Source organism: Mesorhizobium sp. M7A.F.Ca.ET.027.02.1.1, from assembly GCF_004022985.1.
Lineage (GTDB): Bacteria > Pseudomonadota > Alphaproteobacteria > Rhizobiales > Rhizobiaceae > Mesorhizobium.
The window spans coordinates 1-15,792 of record NZ_RZOL01000114.1 but is presented as its reverse complement, the minus strand read 5'-3'; the positions used below and the strand labels follow the sequence as shown (position 1 = coordinate 15,792).

Here is a 15,792-nt window from a genome sequence, read left to right as displayed (position 1 = left end):
GTGTACGAATAATGCACCACCGAAGCGCGAATACCGCGTCGGCAGCGTGGATACCAAGGTTGATACCCAGGGAGGGACCATGTCGGACGTTTCGTTGATGGTGAACGGAAAGCGGGTCAGCGGTGCTGCCGAGGACCGAACACTTCTGGTTCACTTCCTGCGGGAAAATCTCGGCCTTACCGGCACGCATGTCGGTTGCGACACCTCGCAATGCGGTGCCTGCGTCGTCCACGTCGATGGCAAGGCGGTCAAATCCTGTACGATGCTCGCGGTGCAGGCCTCCGGCTCCACCGTGCTGACGATCGAGGGCCTGGCCAATGGCGCCGACCTGCATCCGGTGCAGGCCGCCTTCAAGGAACATCACGGGCTGCAATGCGGCTTCTGCACGCCGGGCATGATCATGACGGCGACCGACATGATCAGCCGCCACCCCGAAGGGCTCGACGAGGCGACGGTGCGTGCCGAGCTCGACGGCAACATCTGCCGCTGCACCGGCTACCACAACATCGTCAAGGCGATCCTCGCCGCATCGACGACGATGAAGGGGTCCAAGGGTAAGGCGAGACAAGCTGCTTAGGCAAGGGAATAAGGGAGTAGGGCAGTAGGGGAGTAGGGCAAAAGGCCAACGCAACGAGGCCCTTTTTCCCTAGTCCCTTACTCCCTACTGCCCTACTCCCATAAATTCCGGAGGAATTTCTGATGGGCATTGAAGGTGTTGGCGCTCGGGTCGCGCGCAAGGAAGACAAACGGTTCATCACGGGCGCCGGCCGCTATGTCGACGACATGGTGGTTCCCGGCATGAAGCACGCCGCCTTTGTGCGCAGTCCGCACGCGCATGCGCAGATCAAGAAGATCGATGTGAAGAAGGCTCAAGGCATGCCCGGCGTCATCGGCGTGCTGACCGGCAAGGAACTCAAGGCCGACGGCATCGGCAATCTCATCTGCGGCTGGATGATCCACTCCAAGGACGGCTCGCCGATGAAAATGGGAGCGTGGTCGCCACTCGCCTTCGACCGGGTCCGTTATGTCGGCGACGCCGTCGTCATCGTCGTCGCCGAGACCAAGGGGCAGGCGCGTGATGCCGCCGAGGCGGTCGAGATCACCTACAAGGAGCTGAAGGCCGTCGTCGATGCCTCCAAGGCGATGGACAAGGGTGCGCCGCAGATCCACCCCGAAGCGGACAACAATCTGATCTTCGACTGGGACATCGGCAACGCCGACGACACCGCGGCGGCCTTCGGGAAGGCGGCCCATGTCGTCAAGATGGACATCATCAACAACCGGCTGGTGCCTAATGCCATGGAGCCGCGCGCCGCACTTGGCCATTACGACAAGGCCGAGGATCACTATACCTGCTGGACGACCTCGCAGAATCCGCATGTGGCGCGGCTGGTGATGAGCGCCTTCTACAATGTGGCGCCGGAAAACAAGCTGCGCGTGATCGCGCCCGATGTCGGCGGCGGCTTCGGCTCGAAGATCTACATCTATCCCGAAGAGATCGTCTGCCTGTGGGCGTCGAAGAAGACCGGCGTGCCGGTCAAATGGGTGGCCGACCGGACCGAGAGTTTTCTGACCGACGCGCATGGCCGCGACCATCACACCCATGCTGAAATGGCCTTCGACAAGGACCACAGGATCCTCGGCCTGAAGGTGGAAACCCAGGCCAATCTCGGCGCCTACATGTCGCTGTTTTCATCGGCGACGCCGACCTATCTCTATGCGACGCTGCTGTCGGGCCAGTACAACATCCCGGCCATCCACGCCAATGTGAAGGCGATCTACACCAACACCGCGCCCGTCGATGCCTATCGCGGGGCAGGGCGGCCGGAAGCGACCTTCGTCATGGAGCGCATGATGGAGACGGCGGCCCGCCAGTTCGGCGTTTCGCCGGCCGAGCTGCGGCGCAAGAACTTCGTCACAGCGTTTCCGCATCAGACGCCGGTCATCATGTGCTATGACGCCGGCGACTATGCCGCTTCGCTCGATGCGGCAATGCAGGCGTCGGACTATGCCGGCTTCGCCAAGCGCAAGGCCGCCGCCGCCAACAAGGGGCTGCTGCGCGGCATCGGCATGAGCTGCTACATCGAGGCCTGCGGCATCGCGCCGTCTGCGGCCGTCGGCTCGCTCGGCGCCGGTGTCGGCCTTTGGGAATCGGCGGAAGTGCGCGTCAACGCGGTCGGCACGATCGAGGTGCTGACCGGCTCCCACAGCCACGGCCAGGGCCATGAGACGACCTTCGCGCAACTGGTCAATGAGCGCTTCGGCGTGCCGCTCGATTCGGTCTCGATCGTGCATGGCGATACCGACAAGGTGCAGATGGGCATGGGCACTTATGGCTCGCGCTCGGGTGCGGTCGGGATGTCAGCCATCGTCAAGGCGCTCGACAAGGTAGAGGCCAAGGCCAAGAAGATCGCGGCGCACCTGCTCGAGGCCGACGAAGGCGACATCATCATCGAGAACGGCGCGCTGAAGGTGGCCGGCACCGACAAGAACGTGCCGTGGTTCCAGATGGCGCTGGCCGCCTACACTGCCCACAACCTGCCTGATGGCATGGAGCCCGGGCTGAAGGAGACGGCGTTCTACGATCCGTCCAATTTCACCTTCCCCGCGGGCTGCTACATCTGCGAGGTCGAGGTCGACCCGGAAACCGGCGTGACCGAGATCGTCCAGTTCGTCGCCGCCGATGATTTCGGCAACATCATCAACCCGATGATCGTCGAGGGCCAGGTGCATGGCGGGCTGGCGCAAGGCATTGGCCAGGCGCTGCTCGAAGGCGCCTATTACGACAACAGCGGACAATTGCTGACCGCGAGCTACATGGACTACACCATGCCGCGCGCCGGCGATTTGCCGTCGTTCAAGGTATCGACCTCGAACACCCCTTGCCCGGGCAATCCGTTGGGGATCAAGGGTTGCGGCGAGGCCGGCGCCATCGGCTCGCCGCCGGCGGTGATCAACGCTATCACCGACGCCATCGGCAGCAACGATCTTGCCATGCCGGCTTCGCCGTCCACCGTGTGGGCCGCGATCCGCGCGACGAAACATTGAACGCGAATGGCGAATAGGGGTAGCGAATAGGGAAGAGAATGTTCGCTACTTCCTGCTCGCTCTTTCACCCAGGGGAGAAAGACAAATGTACGCAGTCAACTATCATCGCGCCGCCTCGGTCGCCGATGCCGCCAAGCTGATCAAGACCGGCGACGCCAAGCTGCTTTCGGGCGGTATGACGCTGATCCCGGCGATGAAGACGCGGCTTGCCGCGCCGTCCGACCTTGTCGACCTGTCGCGGATCACGGAGCTGCAGGGCGTCACGGTGTCGGGCAAGACCGTCACCATCGGCGCTGCCACCACGCATAATGCTGTTGCCAATGACGAGAAGCTGAAGAAGGCCTGTCCGGCGCTTTCCCATCTGGCATCGCTGATCGGCGATCCGGCGGTGCGCCACAAGGGAACGATCGGCGGCTCGATCGCCAACAACGATCCGGCGGCCGATTATCCGGCGGCGCTGCTGGCGTTGGGCGCGACCATCGTCACCAACAAGCGCGAGATCGCTGCCGACAAGTTCTTCAAGGGCCTGTTCGAGACCTCGTTGAAGGATGGCGAGATCGTCACCGCCGTCACCTTCACCGCGCCGGCCAAGGCGGCCTATGAAAAATTCCGCAATCCGGCATCGCGCTACGCCATCGTCGGCGTGTTCGTGGCCAAGGGCAAGGATGGCGTCAGCGTCGCCGTTACCGGTGCCGGCGACGACGGCGTTTTTCGCTCGAAGGAGATCGAGGCAGCATTAGCCGGGAACTTCGCGGCCTCGGCACTCGAAGGGGTGAAAGTGCCAGCGAAGAATTTGATGACCGACATCCATGCCTCGGCCGACTACCGCGCCAATCTGATCGCGGTGATGGCCAAGCGCGCGGTGGCTGCCGCCAACGCCTGACACGATCCGTTGTGGACACGGAGAAGGGGTCATGCGGCCCCTTTTCCTTTTGTGGCGACCTGTAGTTGCCCAAACTTTTGATGGAATCGCCCTGCACCAATCGTTTGCCTGAGCAATTTCTTCCGCCGACACTTCACCTGGAACTGCACCGGCGGCAATCTCGCACTTGCACAAATCCATATTGCACTGCAATATGGATTTGGGCGGGAATGCGAGCCGGGTTCGAAATGTCGTGCCCTTTCGCATGCCTATTTGCGAGAGGATCGGCATGACCGACATTTCCGCGACGCATGTCGTTCCGTCCCGATCCGCCGCCGACAGATCAACCAGAACAAGACTGGCCTATCTCGACGGCTGGCGCGGGCTTTCGATCGCACTGGTGCTGATCGGCCATTTCTTTCCGGTTCCCGGAATCAATCTTGGCGTGCTGGGCGTCGAATTCTTTTTCGTGCTCAGCGGCCGGCTGATGGGCGAGATCCTGTTCATCGAACGCTACCCGCTGAAAAAATTCTTCAAACGCCGCTTCTCCCGCATCTATCCGGCTCTTTTGGTCTTCGTAGTCGTCGCGATGGTTGCGCTGTCCGGCACATTCATCGCCTTCAAATGGAAGGCGGCGCTGACGGCGCTGACATTCACCTACAACTATGCCGGCATTCTCGTGACGCGGGCAGGGGCGCTCGACCATATCTGGTCGCTCTGCATCGAGGAGCACGCCTACATCATCCTGGCGCTGATCAGCGTCATCGTCTCAAGTCGCTCTCGCGTGGTCGTGCTGCTCCTGGCGCTGGCCTTGCTGGCCATGGCCAATGGCGCGGTTTCGTACTGGGTCTTCGGGATGGACTACGAAACCACTTATTGGCGCACCGACGTGCACATCGCGTCGATCCTGCTGTCGGCTTCGATCTGCCTGCTGAAGGCCGACGGCATGCTGCCGGCGTTTTTGAGAGGCAAGCATGTGGCCCTGGTGGCGACGATCTGCGCCGTTGTCCTGTTCCTGGATCAGGTGCCGACGCCGATCCACTATCTCTTCGCGGTGCCGCTGCTGGCTCTGGCCGTCAACGCACTCGATTTCAGCCCACGGTATATTTCCGGATTGCTGTCCTCCTGGCCGATGGCGACGCTGGGTCTGTGGTCGTACTCGCTCTATCTGTGGCAGCAGCCGTTCTACAAATTCGTCTATGAGCAAGGCGTCATGCCGATGCCGATGCTGGCCGCAGTCTTCGCTTGTGCGGCCTGCAGCTACTACCTCATCGAGCGCCCGGCGCGCGAATGGCTCAACCGCAACTGGTGAGCAACAGGGCGTTCAGGCCGTCTTGCGGCGCGCCCGCCCTCTCTATGCCTGCAGCGATCTGACGTAATAGCGCACTGCTTTCTTACCGCCATGGATCACTGCGTCGCCGGCCTCAGTGAAGCCAAGGGCGGCGTGAAAGGCATCCGAGGCAGGGTTCGGCGGGTCGGTGTTGACTTCGCAGGTGACCAGATTGTAGCCGGCGCGCTCAACATGGCCGAACAGATCCTGATAGAGCCGGCGGGCATGGCCGCGGCCGCGCGCGTGCGCCGCCACGACAACGCGGTCGACATAGACGAAGCGCTCGTAGCGTTCGCGAAACCAGAGGAAATTCGGGCTGTCGTAGCGGGCGTCCTGGTCGAAGGTCATGATGAAGGCTTCGAGATCGCCGATGCGCCTGGTGTAAAACGCTTCGCCAAGCAGGAAGGACAGCCGCTCAGCCTCCAGCCACGACAGTTCTGCGGCATGCTCGTTGTTGAGCGCCAGGATCGCCGCTTCGTCTGCGGCCGATACACGGGCTATCGGGGCAGGGGTCGAGGTCATGCCTTGGCTGCCGCGATCGTTGCCGCCACCAGCGGTGTGTCGGTGAGCGTGTTGCGGTATTCGCGATCGAGATCGGAACCACCCATGCCGACATGGGGATTGCGGTAGTCCATGGCACTCGGCACATCCTTGAGGGCGGCAAAATGCATTTCGGACAGGCCGGTTTTGCTGCGCACTTCGGCAATGTTGTGCAAATCCAGTCCGCCGCAGCCGAGGATGACGATGCGCTCGCCGGCCTGCCGCACCAGATCCGCCAACAGCGGCAAGCCTTCGATAGCAGTGTCACGCTGGCCGCTGGTCAGCACGCGGCCGACCTTGCTGCGGATCAGCGATTCGAGCGCCTCGGCCGGGTCGCGCGTCATGTCGAAGGCGCGATGACAGGTGACGTTCAAGGGGCCGGCCGCCTGCGTCAGTTCGCTCATGCGCGCCTCGTCCATGGTGCCATCGGCGTTCAGGCAGCCAAACACCACGCCGGGCACGCCGAGTTCGCGCAATGCCGAGACATCGGCCAGCATCGAGGCGTATTCGGTCTCACTGTAGAGAAAATCGCCGCCGCGCGGCCGCACCATGACGTGAAACGGCACACTTGCCTGCTCGAGGGCGGCGCGGACCGTGCCGAGGCTCGGCGTGATACCGCCTTCGATGAGGCTGGCGCATAGTTCGATCCGGTCGGCGCCGGCGGCTTGCGCCGCGAGAAGGCCGTCAATGCCTTCGACACAGATTTCGATCAGCGGCAGGCGGAGAGCTTTGGTCAAGGGCAGATCCAGTCCATGATTTCCGCCAGCCCTAGCACCGGGCCGGTCGCAGCGAAAGCGGGAACAGCCTTCCGCCTTCGCCCACAGACTTGGCGGCTATTGGCGCAATTCCGTATTCTTGGCGCCTTGCTCGACCTGATCGATCACCAGAAGCTTCACCTCGACATCCCCGATATTGGTGGCCTGATGCCACTGGCCGATCATTTCGATGATGAAATCGCCAGCCTTGTAGGTGTTGCTGATGCCGGTCTCGACATTGGTGACCTTCAGCGTGCCGGCTTGGACATACGCATAGCGCGGGAAGGGGTGCCTGTGGACCGGCAAGGTCGCGCCCGACGCGATGTCGTAGGTCGAGACCAGCACCTGCACGTTCTTCTGCGGCAACGTGATCGGTTGGCCGGACGCGGTCGTCGTGCGCGACGCAAGAGGGGTCACGACCACAGGCGTGCCGCTGCTGTCCAGCGCGTGGGCCGGGTTCGCGGAAAAGGCCACCGCGAGCAGTAGTCCGGACATCAAAATCTTTCGCATGATTCGCTCCACCCCTGGCGTCAACATCGCGCAGCGGCCAGCAGCACGCAAGGCAGCGCCTTGGGCACCTGCCTGCCGGCCAGAAAATTTTTTACGCCCCTCTTGACGGAAAAAACCACGATTACCAGATCGTTTTCCGTCGAGGCTTCGGCTCGACATACTGGCGTCGCAGCGGCGCTGCGACAGCCTCGTAACCCATGTTGCTTCACGGAGGATATGGCTATGAGAAGCTTTGATTATACCCCTCTTTACCGCACAACGGTCGGCTTCGACCGTCTCTTCGATATGCTCGAAAAAAGCGTGCGCTCTGACTGGCCTCCCTACAATATCGAGAAGATTGGCGAGCACGACTATCGCATTACGATGGCTATCGCCGGCTTCGCTCTCGATGAGGTCGAACTCATGCAGAACGGCCCCGAATTGTCTGTCATCGGCCAAAGGAAACCCGACCAGGAAAATCGGGAGGTCCTTCATCGCGGCTTGGCGACGGGCAACTTCAAGCAGGTGTTCAAGCTTGCCGACCACGTAAAGGTCAAGGCGGCCAACCTCGAGAATGGCTTGCTGTCGGTGGACCTGATCCGCGAAGTGCCCGAGGAACTCAAGCCTCGGCGCATTGAGATAGGGTCCGAAGCCAAAGCGGTTTCGCTCAAGCGACCCGACAGGACGCAGGCGATCGATTCGGATGCGGAGCCCCAACGCGAGGTCGCCTGATTCCCTGGAACCTAGATCTACGGTCCGCCTCCCGGTTCGGCCGGGAGGCACAGATCGCGGAGAATGGAGATGAGAACCGAAACCTACAGTTTTCACCAACCCGAACCGAAAAATTCTGCCGCGGAACCCGCTGGGTTGCGGACGCCGGATGATGTTCTGAACGAGGAGACGATGACGATCGGTGCAAAGCGGGCTTTGCTCGCTTTCTGGGCTTCCGACATTCATGCGGTTCCTGACAATCCCGCGTTGCGGCAATTGGACAACGGCGCCATCGTGGAAGTCAGCGACATACTTCGCGCGCTCCACCTCCTGGACGAATCCGGGCGGGAAACGCGTGTTTCAAAGGTGTCGGCAAGCGTCAGCCTGTCTTTCGACCGGCGCCGCAGGAAGAGCCGTCTCGGTTGGATGCGGCACCCCTGGCGAGATGACGACGATGATCCGCCGCCAATCCCGGCCTTTGCAACGGTGCCGCCCGGGCGTGGAGGTGGCGGCATGTTGGCCGAGCCGGAGCATGCAATCGCATGATTTCCCGAACCAGCAACAACCCACCGTGCCGAATGGAGGATTACATGAGTGACAGGACGTTCGACCAACCGGTCCTGGTCAAGAATGGTGGGTTCATTCAAGAAATAGGCTGCCTCGACGACGCGTTCGACTTCTTTGACGAGTGGCCAAGGGAACGGCGGGGTCCGATTTTCGAAACGGCCTTTCGAGCCTGCCAGCGTGCTCACGACGGCCAGGTTCCGCTGACGGTGGCGCGCGATGCCGTCGCCGGCTTCGCAAGATCCGTCAAGATCCTGCAGGAACCGCTTGCTCAATTTCCTTGGATGGACGGCACAAGGTCAGGTCGCGGTGGGGTCACCGCTTAGCCTTGATAGGGGCGGCGCTGCCAGGATGGCCCGCTGCATGGTCGTCGTTCACATCCGCTACAAGGTGAACTGCCGTACCAGCTCACCTTGTAGTGGGGCGGCTCGATCGTTTGTTCGAACTCCCTGGTGCGGTTTTTGGCGACTGGCTAGGTCAGCCTCGCAACAGTCAACGCTAATATAATGTTCGAAGCGTCGCCACAGGAGGTTCAATGGTTTCCGCTATCGCAAGTCAACATCCGCATGTCCCGGAAAAACAAACGGCAGTGGGGAAGCCGCAAGCCGGCGAAGGATTTTCGCCGGGCCGCAGCGCGGACGCCGTAGGACATCTGGCCAAAATCATGGTTGCCGCAGGCGGCGATATGGATGCTGGCGCGCAAGGCCGCGCGGCATCCAAGATCGCCAGGATGGACATCACGGTTCTGACCGCACCACCCGTAGAAACACCAACAGAGTAAGATATGCTCGTTCGGGCGCCTCCGCGCCGTCATCAGCGGCGTGGGCCGCTCTCGCAGATTACGCCACGGCTCTCAGCGGAGGCTCCGCCATCGTCCCAAGGCCGTCGCATTCCGCGCAGGCGCCCGTCTTTCCGGGGCAGCCGCCCCGATGGGTTCCATGCGGGCAGCAGTGCCCGTTTGACGCATACCACTTGGAGCAGTCGAAAACCCTGCCGCTGCCATGACAGCGCGGGCATTCCATATTCGATGAAATCATACCAATTCTTGCCCAACCCAAACGCACTCGCCCTGCGCCGCAAGTAACAGGAATCATTGCGCTTTCAAGCACATCGCCCTGACTTAAATTGGGGGGATCGACGGATGGCCGGCATCGATGGCGAGCTATTGTTGCGCCGTAATCAGGTTCCCCGTGAAGACCTTGCTCGCCACAAGCCGCGTTGGGCATTGGCCGGCAACAATAGGCTGCGCCGGCTTGTCCCGTTCGTTCTCGGCGGTCACAGCAACTGCGTCATCGGGCTGCGCGTTGGCGGCCTGTGTGGCCGTGGACGCGAAGAGCACCGTCTGGGTGATGAGAGCGGAAACTGCGGCAACCTGGACCAGCACGGCGGCGAGGGCGATCTTCTTCAGCATGCGAGAAAACGCTCTTCGATGTTCCCGGTTCCCCACGCATTCAGGTTTTCTGCTCGCTACGGAACAAGAGACCGGCAGGGCGGTTAACTCGGTTATGCCGAGCAAGATCAAAGAGCCACCATCGACGCCCGCACCGGAGAAGGTACCTGTGCAACGCCGGGACAAAGAAGCCCCGCCCGAGCTTGAGGATGTCGACCCGCCACCCCGAGATGTGCGAGAGGCACCGGCACCCAACCCGAACGGCGACAAGAGATAAGATCGCCGAGATCGCAGCAAGGCCTTATGCCTGCTCGCGCGAACCTTCCCGATGCCGCGGCGTCATCGAGAGCGCTGGACAGCGGCGCCAGGTCAAGTTGAGAATCAACCTGCTGACCACGATTTTGCAGACATGCCATAGATCAGCCCCTATGGGCGACCTGACCGTCTCAAGGCCTTGAAAAATTTGGCTCCCCGGGCCGGGCTATCGGAGCCAAATCGAACCGCGTGGGAAAGCCCTAATTATCTCAACGATACCAATGCTTTGCGCCGTATTCCTATGCTGACCACATTCTGCTGTTATGGACCTCATGCGGTGCAAATGTGTACCGCGAGAGAGTAGTAGGACGCCCGCCGCCATTGGGCAATCCCTTTTTGGCCCGGACATGTCGTCCCGCTACATTGCGCCGACCAAGACCGGGTGAGTAGTCTATCGATTGAGCAGGGGGCGAATCACCATGCGCAGGGCGCAAGTCGATAGGGACGCATTCAACCAGGCCGCAAGGTTACCTTACGAACTGCGGACCAGCGATTTTGAAGTCGCGATGCAGGATGTTTACGACTTCCTTTTCGACGTGAACACGTTGCTATTGGGGAAGGGGCTGCACAGGTTTGACGATATGCTGCGTCCCGCCGCGATGTCCGGGATCATCTCGGACATGATGACGGCTTCGCTCGCCAAGTTCTCAAGGGCTTTGGTCGAGAACAAGCATTTCAACGGGCATCCCGACCTAGTGAAGCGTGGGGCCTACCGCAACGACAGTGTGAAGGCGGGGACCGAAGGGATCGAGATCAAGAGCACCCGGAAGCCGGGAGGTGCTGTCGATACGCACGGCGCAAGACAGCAGTGGATGTGCGTATTTGTCTACAAGGTGGACAATGAGACCGAACCGGCCATGCACCGCGAACCTATGCAATTCACCGAGGTGTACTTGGCGGAGGTCGTGGAGGCGGACTTCCGGCGAAACCCACGTGGGGACCTCGGCACCCGCACAGCCACCTTGCACCGAGAAGGTGTGCTCAAACTCCGGTCGAACTGGGTGTACAAGCTCTAGGCATCATCCTTTACCCGGAGCTTTGCCAGCTCGGGCACGGCAGCCGTTGCCAGAGTGAAGAACTGCTTGTCCAGCTCGACACCGATGCCTTGATAGCCAACCGCGTTGCAAGCCGCCATGGTGGACCCAGCCCCCATGAAGGGGTCAAGGACGATCCCTTTCCCGAGCGGCAACGCCGCCCTCACAACCTGTCGCATAAAGTGTTGGGGTTTGAGCGACGGGTGAGGGGCGATACGGCGCTCGGCTTGAGGCGTGGGGCTTGATCGGATGAGATCGCCAAATGGCCGCTCTGCCGAAGGCCGCCGAAAGCCCCCCGTGCCCCACTTTCGGAGGTTGTCTTGGACGCGACCGTCAAGCGGCGCTCGCAGCATCACCCAAGGCTCCCATTGCGAGCGGGGCATCACTGACACCCCCTCGAACTCCTGATGCGCGTTCTTGGGCCTGTCACCGCCCCGCATGGTCATCACTTGGCGGACGACGTGTCCCCGAAGCTCAAGCCCACCAGCGACCATCGCGGCGGCCACAATGTGAGCCAAGAGGGGGTTGGACGCGACCAGCACGTTGCCTCCCGGCACCACGACGCGGGCCAGCAGATGGGCGAGCCGGTTGAAGAAGCCATGCAGTTGAAGGCGGTCGTCGTCCGTAAGCACCGTGAAACGCGGGAGAGGGGCTCTCTGGTGGCCATCGAAGGACGGCGGAATGCGCCAGACGCCGCCTTTGCCCGCTCGAAGCTTGGCAGTCTCCTTCTCGGTATATTCCAGCAGTCCATACGGGGGGTCGGTCACAACAGCGTGAACCGAGTGCGTGGGCTGCTCGGTCAACCAAGCGAAGCAATCGGCTTGGAACAGTTGGCATGACCCGGAGTAGTGCGCTTGCCTTCGTTCGCTGGCAACAGGTGCGAAAGAGCCGTTCTGGAGCCTGTAGCGCCCGCGCTTCGTCCGCTCGAAGACGGTGGGGGTGTTGAGGTTCAAGTACGACCGTATTGACGAAGGCGGGACCTCGCCAACGTGCTTGCACACAGCTTCCGCGATTTCCCCAGTTGAGGCATCGCCGGCCAGTGTGCTCAAGTAGGTCACAATCGAATCTCGAATCGTGCCCGGTGCGAAAGTCATTCGATCCCCCAAGACTCAAGTGCGAGACCTGTCGTAGCTGTTTGACGTCCAGACGTCAAATGCCGAGAGTTCATATCTTTGGGATTGCTGACGCTTCCTGAAGGCTCTTGCCCTGACCGCCGATCTATAGGAACATACTCCTAGATGGGGCGACACTCAACAGGAGGTCGCGATGGTCCGACGCAACAAACCGAAGCAGCTATCGAGCGGAGAGCTGGAGCAATTCATGAAGGCGGCCGAGGCGCTGCACCACAGTATCACGCAGCCCCTCATATCGCCCCAGTGCGACCACTACAGGTCCCTTCAGGATTTGCATGAGGCGTTGCTGAAGGCGGTGCGAGAGGTGACCGGAAAGCGACGTTCATCCGGTGGAACGGGACAGGCCCGGTCGCAAAGGCCACATAGGAACTTGGACGGCCCGGCCCGCTTATCATCATGGTGACACAGGATTTCGCGGGTCGGACCATCACCCTGCCTTTTCAAAGGCCGGGCATGTGTATCCTGCCCCGACAGCGCAACGCCTGCGAGCGCGACTATGGTCCAATAGCTAAACGCATTGGTCTGACCGAATGACCACTACTGGTGAAGGTTGAACTCCACAAACAGCTCCTTCGCGGATGCTGCTGTGACGATAAGTTCCGTAAGCTCGTCGTCGGTCTCGGTTAGGTGAGGCCCTTCGTCCCGGACCATTGCCAGAACGGCCTTGACGGCTGCGATGTCGCCAGGACGGAAGCCGTCAAGGGCGGCCCACACGAGTTCCTTAGCCGAACGCTCGGGCCGATGGTCGTCGTCAGTGCCCACTGCCTTCCCTCAAAGGCTGAAGAACCGATGCGCCTATCGTGTTGCGAGGTGGGCCGAATGTCAAATCGAGGCCGTTTCAATCCGACGGAAAAATCCGAGGGGTCGAACTGGATAGTTTCAGCAGCGCGAGACCCCCCGATGGGGTCGCGGCCCTCATGCCCACGCCCGGTCCACTCTCGGCCCACGGCAGGCCGCCCGGATGCCTCTCCTCTATGTCCCGTTGGGGCGTTTCAGTGGCTTCGAGGGTGCCGGAGGTGGAATGCATCATGCGAGCACGAACGCCTCTCCACGGACGGAATGGGACACGCGGTCGGCAAGGGCGTCATTAGCCATTTGTCAGGCACAACGAACGTTGACATTAGACAAATGGCGCTCTAGGTCAGGTGTCAGGCACAACGTGAAGGCAGGACAAATGAAGCGGTATGTCATCTACAAGAGGGTGTCGACTGAAGACCAGGGCCGCAGCGGTCTCGGTTTAGAGGCCCAGCAGCGGGACATTGCCATCTTCCTCAAGAATTTCTCCGAGGAGCCTTTCGAAATAGTCGGCACGTTCACCGACGTTCTGTCGGGTGCCAGCGAGAGCCGGCCGGAGTTTGACAAGGCTCTGGCCCTGGTCCGGAAAACTGGGGCGGAAATGCTCGTTGCCAAGCTTGATCGCCTGGGCCGCAAGGTGGCTCACATAGCGAACCTAATGGAGGACCGGAGAGTGCGCCTGCGGGTTGCCCAAATGCCCCATGCGGACAAGTTTCAACTGCACATCTATGCCGCCCTGGCCGAACAGGAACGCGAGTTCATCTCCAGGCGCACTAAGGATGCCCTCCAAGCCGCGAAGGCTCGCGGTACCAAGCTGGGCGGCCTCCGGGACAAAACCATGGCTCGCAATGTCGCCATCCAAGAGAAGGCGAGGCAGGAGGCCGGACCGGCAATGGCCGTCATAGGCCCCATGCGGGCTGGAGGGGAAACCCTCATGGCAATCGCGGAAGCCCTCAATCGGACCGGTGTTGCCACTTCGCGAGGCGGCCGGTGGACCGCTAAGCAGGTCTCGCGTGTGATCGATCGGGCATCGGCAGGATAGATTGGGCCAGACGGCAGATTATGCCTGTATCAGATGCTCTCGCATCCGGGACAATGTAGGATCGGCCGAAACCTAGCCGGCTTACATAGCCTGCGAATATTCATCCCGTTGCCGGGAGCATCGATTATTATTATCCCGTTGCCGGGAACATTTAACTTCTTGCTAGCCATCAAGCCTTCCGGCATGTCCTCGGCCGTCTCATCCAACACACGAGGACTACAGCATGACCGAGCATACCACTACCAAAGAACCAGCGAACGCCCTCGCCCCCGTTCGCAACGGACGCCCCCTTTCGGACCACGAGAGCGAAGCTATACGCCACCTTGGCGCGGCCATTGGCGGTCTAACGACCACCGTGCGGGCCGTGGCGTCGGGCCGACAGCTCCACGAGCCCCACACACTGGAGCCCTTGGGATGGACCAGCGAGAGCCTTTCAGGATACGACCGACTGGCGCGGGCCTCCCGAGCGCAGGAGCGGCGACAGAAGGCCGGCCGAAACATCGACCAGACCGCAGAGGCCAACATAGTGAGGGAGGCCGTGTGCCGCCTGTCGTCAGTCGCCGAAGCGGTATCGCAGGCATTGGAGGTGCTGGCCCTTGGTGCGCCCGTGAGCGCGGCGGACACCCTTCGGTTTGTCATCATGGCGGACGGCCAGCTTGCCGAGTTTGTCCGCATGATCCCGGAGGATGAGTACACGGGAGCCATTCGCCAAGTATGGGGCAGGGACGCAATGCCCGTTCGGCTCCGATAGGCTCTCTTTCGTGCAGCGGTAGCGGCTGGAGGGGCTTCAGGGGTTCGGGAGGTAGAATGTACCGTCCGAACCCGAACGGCGCTCCAGCCACGCTCGTTTGCGAAAATCGATTACCACATGCTTCTGGAGTGACCGTCCCCTCGAACATGGTTCTGAACATGTCTATGGGAGAGCGTAGGTCTCGAAGGCCAATTCCGACACGCTTTAGGAATGATCCCTCCCGATACAGTTATCTAAACATGCTTCTGGAGTGACCGTCCCCTCGAACATGGTTCTGAACATGTCTATGGGAGAGCGTAGGTCTCGAAGGCCAATTCCGACACGCTTCAGGAATGATCCCTCCCGATACAGTTATCTAAACATGCTTCTGGGTGCGCTGTATGCAGTCGCTCCGCGAGGACCACTCTAGCTCCCCAGCAGGCCGCTTGAAGGCTCCCTGTCGAGGCACGATGGACACCGAGTGGAATGAAAACCACTCCCTTCAGGATACGCCTCTCCGGTGCAGCTAACGCTTATAGGCCCTGCCCGTAAGGGACCCTCCGCTCAAGAGAGGGAGAGAGCAGAGGCTAAGGCCATGTTTTACGGCATGAGGTGATTACGACTTCCTTCAGGAAAGGCCCCTCCGGTTGCAGCTATACGTTATATAGGCGTGGCATGTGATCGGGTTCAGGGCGCTTACCGAACGCCGCTACTCCACACTCATTCTCTCTCCCTCTTTGAGCAAGGCTCCCCTCACGGGTAGCAGCCTCGCTCTGCCATTCAGAGACGCAAGACGCCGCTCCCGGCATTTCATCCAAATCTCCCCTCAAGCCACCTCCAGGCGACCTTCTGTGTCTCCATTGGTCTCCCGGTGGGGCGGGGTCGGGTTAGGGCTCATTCGTTCCACGGGACTGGCGTCCTGCGTCTCTCTTTTTGCAACCCGTAGTTAGAGCGGCGGGCCGAGAGCCCTCCGACCGCGTCGCAGAGCATGCGTCTGTGTGAGCCTCTCTGTTTCTTCCCGGCCCGTAGCGCCGTCCGCCCCTAATATTTTTGC

General features: G+C 61.2%; 17 protein-coding genes. 11 read left to right on the top strand and 6 right to left on the bottom strand.

What is annotated here, in order from left to right:
- The first annotated feature begins 79 nt into the window (after positions 1-79).
- The 4 genes from EN749_RS14930 to EN749_RS14915 all read left to right on the top strand — a co-directional run bounded on the left by EN749_RS14930 (position 80) and on the right by EN749_RS14915 (position 5,222).
- On the top strand, positions 80-577 hold the full coding sequence (locus EN749_RS14930; protein WP_127272058.1) for a (2Fe-2S)-binding protein: 498 nt from the start codon (positions 80-82) through the stop codon (positions 575-577).
- 122 nt (positions 578-699) lie between these two features.
- On the top strand, positions 700-3,048 hold the full coding sequence (locus EN749_RS14925) for a xanthine dehydrogenase family protein molybdopterin-binding subunit (protein WP_128363424.1): 2,349 nt from the start codon (positions 700-702) through the stop codon (positions 3,046-3,048).
- A gap of 85 nt (positions 3,049-3,133) precedes the next feature.
- Positions 3,134-3,931, top strand: a complete 798-nt coding sequence (locus tag EN749_RS14920) for a xanthine dehydrogenase family protein subunit M (RefSeq protein ID WP_128363423.1) — start codon at positions 3,134-3,136, stop codon at positions 3,929-3,931.
- A 268-nt stretch (positions 3,932-4,199) separates the two neighbouring features.
- Entirely contained in the window at positions 4,200-5,222 is a 1,023-nt protein-coding gene (locus tag EN749_RS14915) for an acyltransferase (RefSeq protein WP_128363422.1), read from the top strand.
- 42 nt (positions 5,223-5,264) lie between these two features.
- Here the strand turns inward: EN749_RS14915 and EN749_RS14910 are convergent, their stop codons facing one another.
- The 3 genes from EN749_RS14910 to EN749_RS14900 form a co-directional block, all read right to left on the bottom strand.
- Complete coding sequence (locus EN749_RS14910) at positions 5,265-5,762, bottom strand: GNAT family N-acetyltransferase (RefSeq protein ID WP_127810251.1); 498 nt, start codon at positions 5,760-5,762, stop codon at positions 5,265-5,267.
- Complete coding sequence (locus EN749_RS14905; protein WP_245481722.1) at positions 5,759-6,517, bottom strand: copper homeostasis protein CutC; 759 nt, start codon at positions 6,515-6,517, stop codon at positions 5,759-5,761. The genes EN749_RS14910 and EN749_RS14905 overlap by 4 nt, the downstream gene beginning before the upstream one ends.
- 96 nt (positions 6,518-6,613) lie before the next feature.
- The gene (locus EN749_RS14900) at positions 6,614-7,045 is read right to left on the bottom strand and encodes a cupin domain-containing protein (protein ID WP_127322303.1); all 432 of its coding nucleotides are present in this window, start codon (positions 7,043-7,045) and stop codon (positions 6,614-6,616) included.
- Between the two features lie 222 nt (positions 7,046-7,267).
- Between EN749_RS14900 and EN749_RS14895 the strand changes: the two genes are divergently transcribed.
- The 4 genes from EN749_RS14895 to EN749_RS14880 all read left to right on the top strand — a co-directional run bounded on the left by EN749_RS14895 (position 7,268) and on the right by EN749_RS14880 (position 9,080).
- The gene (locus tag EN749_RS14895; RefSeq protein ID WP_127397528.1) at positions 7,268-7,756 is read left to right on the top strand and encodes an Hsp20 family protein; all 489 of its coding nucleotides are present in this window, start codon (positions 7,268-7,270) and stop codon (positions 7,754-7,756) included.
- 171 nt (positions 7,757-7,927) lie between these two features.
- Positions 7,928-8,281: a hypothetical protein gene (locus EN749_RS14890; RefSeq protein WP_245486675.1), complete on the top strand. Its 354-nt coding sequence runs from the start codon at positions 7,928-7,930 to the stop codon at positions 8,279-8,281.
- A gap of 44 nt (positions 8,282-8,325) precedes the next feature.
- Positions 8,326-8,625, top strand: coding sequence for a DUF982 domain-containing protein (locus EN749_RS14885; protein WP_127397526.1), 300 nt, complete (start codon positions 8,326-8,328; stop codon positions 8,623-8,625).
- Positions 8,626-8,834: 209 nt separating this feature from the next.
- Positions 8,835-9,080 carry a hypothetical protein gene (locus tag EN749_RS14880; protein WP_127397527.1) on the top strand — a complete coding sequence of 82 codons (246 nt, stop codon included), beginning with the start codon at positions 8,835-8,837 and terminating at the stop codon, positions 9,078-9,080.
- A gap of 381 nt (positions 9,081-9,461) precedes the next feature.
- On the opposite strand, the gene EN749_RS14875 is transcribed toward EN749_RS14880, so the two are convergent.
- Positions 9,462-9,710: a hypothetical protein gene (locus tag EN749_RS14875; protein WP_127272210.1), complete on the bottom strand. Its 249-nt coding sequence runs from the start codon at positions 9,708-9,710 to the stop codon at positions 9,462-9,464.
- A gap of 713 nt (positions 9,711-10,423) precedes the next feature.
- Between EN749_RS14875 and EN749_RS14870 the strand changes: the two genes are divergently transcribed.
- Positions 10,424-11,020, top strand: coding sequence for a hypothetical protein (locus EN749_RS14870; protein WP_128363421.1), 597 nt, complete (start codon positions 10,424-10,426; stop codon positions 11,018-11,020).
- Here EN749_RS14870 and EN749_RS14865 read toward each other — a convergent pair.
- Positions 11,017-12,132: a DNA methyltransferase gene (locus tag EN749_RS14865; RefSeq protein WP_128363420.1), complete on the bottom strand. Its 1,116-nt coding sequence runs from the start codon at positions 12,130-12,132 to the stop codon at positions 11,017-11,019. The genes EN749_RS14870 and EN749_RS14865 overlap by 4 nt on opposite strands.
- Positions 12,133-12,708: 576 nt before the next feature.
- Positions 12,709-12,933, bottom strand: coding sequence for a hypothetical protein (locus EN749_RS14855; protein ID WP_128363419.1), 225 nt, complete (start codon positions 12,931-12,933; stop codon positions 12,709-12,711).
- Between the two features lie 412 nt (positions 12,934-13,345).
- Between EN749_RS14855 and EN749_RS14850 the strand changes: the two genes are divergently transcribed.
- Both EN749_RS14850 and EN749_RS14845 read left to right on the top strand, forming a co-directional pair.
- Complete coding sequence (locus EN749_RS14850) at positions 13,346-14,008, top strand: recombinase family protein (RefSeq protein ID WP_128363418.1); 663 nt, start codon at positions 13,346-13,348, stop codon at positions 14,006-14,008.
- A gap of 223 nt (positions 14,009-14,231) precedes the next feature.
- The gene (locus EN749_RS14845; protein WP_128363417.1) at positions 14,232-14,759 is read left to right on the top strand and encodes a hypothetical protein; all 528 of its coding nucleotides are present in this window, start codon (positions 14,232-14,234) and stop codon (positions 14,757-14,759) included.
- Positions 14,760-15,792 lie beyond the last annotated feature (1,033 nt).